Raw genomic sequence first — 2,962 nt, 5'->3', positions numbered from 1 at the left:
ACCGCCACGGATTCCTCTGGCGCAACAACTTCGCAGAAGTTCGACTGGGCCATCGCCAATCCCGCGCCCGTCGCGGTTGGCGACTCGGGCGCTGCCAGCGAGGACTCGACCCTCGACGTCAGCGCTCAGAACGGCGTACTGGCGAACGACAGGGATTCTGACGGCGACGAGCTTACCGTCTCTCAAGTCAACGGTAACGCAGCCAACGTAGGCGCCGCCATCGCGGGCTCCCATGGTGGCACGTTCACGCTAAACGCCGACGGTTCCTACAGATTCGACCCAGGCTCTGCATTCCAGCGCCTCAGCGCGGGCGAAAAAATATACAGCTCAATCACTTACACCGTCTCCGACGGCGAGGGCGGTACAAGCACGGCGACCCTCACGGTCGAAATTACCGGTACCAACCAGACGCCGGTAATCCTGCCCCATGCCGACCAGGTCTTGGAAGACCACTCAGCCTCTGGCAACGTGCTCAGCGGCGCGGCCGATGCCGACAACGATGCGCTGAGCGTTGTCACGTACGCCGTCGACGGCGCGAAGTACCTCGCGGGCAACACGGCATACATTGCGGGCGTGGGCTCGATCCTCATCAATGCCGACGGCAGCTATGCATTCACGCCGGACGCGGATTGGAACGGCGCGGTGCCGCAGGTCACCTATACCGTGACGGATGGCTCTGTCACGACGTCATCCACCTTGGACATTGGCGTCCTGTCCGTCAACGATGCGCCGCTGTCGCAGGACAACCCCGACAATGCGGTAGCTGGCGACCTCTACGTATTTGGCCTGAATGACTTCCCGTTCTCCGATCCGCAGGAGGGCCATTCGCTAAAGTCGGTGATCATAGATTCTCTCCCCTTATTCGGCACGCTGCTCCTGAACGGCGAAGCGATCGCGCCAGGACGTGAAATCAGCCTGGAAGACCTGGCCAACGGCAAACTGACGTTTCAACCCGACGGCCGAGACTTCCGCCGCAGCGACGGTTCGTCCTTCGAATTCCGTGTCAAGGATACCGGTGGCACCGCCAACGGCGGCCAGGACACCTCATATCAGCAGACGTTCAAGCTGAGTACTGGCGAGCTTATCGCCGGCAACAACTATTTCGGCGACATCAACACTCCGGATAACAACATCTACTATTGGATAGGCGACAGCGGTAAAGACGTAATACTGGGCGACAAGGGCGGCGTACTGGGGATGATTCCTCCTCCCTTACCACACTCTCTCGGCGGATTGGTCTTGCCGGACCCTTCCGAGTGGGAGGCCCACGCAAAGAGCAGCTTGGACCATGTGCTGGCTCCGCTGAGCAACGACAAGCTCTTCGGCATGGGCGGTTCAGACATTCTTTTCGGCGATGCCATCAACACGGACTTCCTGCCCTGGGGCGTTGATGGCAACCCGGCCAGGCCTAAGGGCCTGCTCGATGGGTCTGGTCTGTGGGCGCTCAAGGAATTCTTGCTTCTCAAGAATGGCGTGCCACCTACGGATGCCAATCTTTACCGGTTCATCTCGGACAACCACGACATGCTCGACGTGCACGGCGATACACGTGGTGGACAGGACTTCCTTGTTGGCAATGAAGGCGATGACATCCTCTACGGCCAAGGCGGCAACGACGAGCTCTCAGGCGGCCGTGGCCAAGACATCCTGTCGGGCGGCACTGGCGACGACATTCTGAAAGGCAACGGAGGAAGCGATGTCCTGATTGGCGGCATGGGCAATGACATCATGGCCGGTGATGGCATTGACTTCTATAGACTGGACGGCAGCGGGTATAGCGTCGACAGCGACACGTTCAAGTGGGAATTCAACGATCAGGGCACAATCACCGCCCCGGCAGTGGATATAGTCCAGGACTTCTCGATCCTGAAACCTGTCGAAGATGGCGACATCCTGGATCTGCAGGAATTGCTGGTCGGCGAAAGCGACCGCACACTGACCAAGTACCTGGACTTCCGCAAGGAAGGCTATGACACGGTCATCGACGTGAATACCCAGGGCAAGCTTGGCACCCAGGGCGCGGATCAGAAGATCGTGCTAGAAAACGTCGACCTCACCCACGATGCCTACGGCCAGTTCATGAACAACCAGGCCATCATCAACGACCTGCTGCAGAAGGGAAAGTTGAACGTTGATCACAGCTAAGCAGTAAGGCCAGACGGGATCCGCAATGGCCTCTTGGCATGAGGCACTTTCCGTCATTGCGCTACCTAAATGCTTAGCACTATCAGTATTGGCAGTATCGAGCGGCAGCAACGCCATCTAGCATCAAGCCATCTTGGACAACACTCTGAAACGAGACCGACATGGCCAACACTTCCGCCGCAATCGTCAACGAAATCTCCGGTCGCGCGTGGCTGCGCCATAGCGACGGATCCCTGACTGAACTGCACCTGGGCAGCAAGGTCCCCGCCGGCAGCGATGTCGTCACGGCCTCGGGCGCCACGGTTTCTCTTCAGGTTGAAAACAGCACACCCATTATCATCGGCGAGGGCCGCCAAGTCGCGCTGACCAGCGAAATGACCGGCACTCTGGATGACGCGTCCGAAGCGGCGGTAGCGCCGCCCACAGGCACCGACTCCGACCGATTGCTGGCCGCCCTGCGCGACGGCCGCGACCTGTTCGACGAACTCGATCCCACCGCCGCCGTCGTGGCTGGCGGTGGCGGCGGTGGCGGCAGCAGCTTTGTCCGCCTGGCCCGCCTTCTTGAAACCACCAGCCCGCTAGACCTGGCCTACTCGAATCCCGCTCGCGATGACGCAGTCTTGCCACGCATGTCCGGCATTCGTCCCGTCCCCGGCGACGAGGAGCCGCCCACGCCCGTCGGCGTCAATCACGCCCCCGCCGCGCGGGACGACGCAGGACACGGCAATCAAAACAGCCACGTGCGCGGCAACCTGCTCGCGAACGACGTAGACCCGGACGGCGATCCCCTGACGATAGCTTCAGTAGGCAGTCGGCC

General features: G+C 60.7%; 2 protein-coding genes. Both read left to right on the top strand.

From position 1 onward, the window contains the following. Window positions 1-2,145 (top strand): Ig-like domain-containing protein (locus tag BRO63_RS09435; RefSeq protein ID WP_088139471.1); only part of this gene is annotated, 2,145 nt, incomplete at its 5' end. A gap of 161 nt (window positions 2,146-2,306) precedes the next feature. Then, on the top strand, window positions 2,307-2,962 hold a 656-nt coding region (locus BRO63_RS09430; RefSeq protein WP_143219455.1), incomplete at its 3' end, for a retention module-containing protein.

This window comes from Achromobacter xylosoxidans (assembly GCF_002192695.1).
Taxonomy (GTDB): Bacteria; Pseudomonadota; Gammaproteobacteria; order Burkholderiales; family Burkholderiaceae_B; genus Achromobacter; species Achromobacter xylosoxidans_C.
Note: the sequence above shows the minus strand (reverse complement) of the source record. Positions and strands in the feature narration are given on the sequence as shown.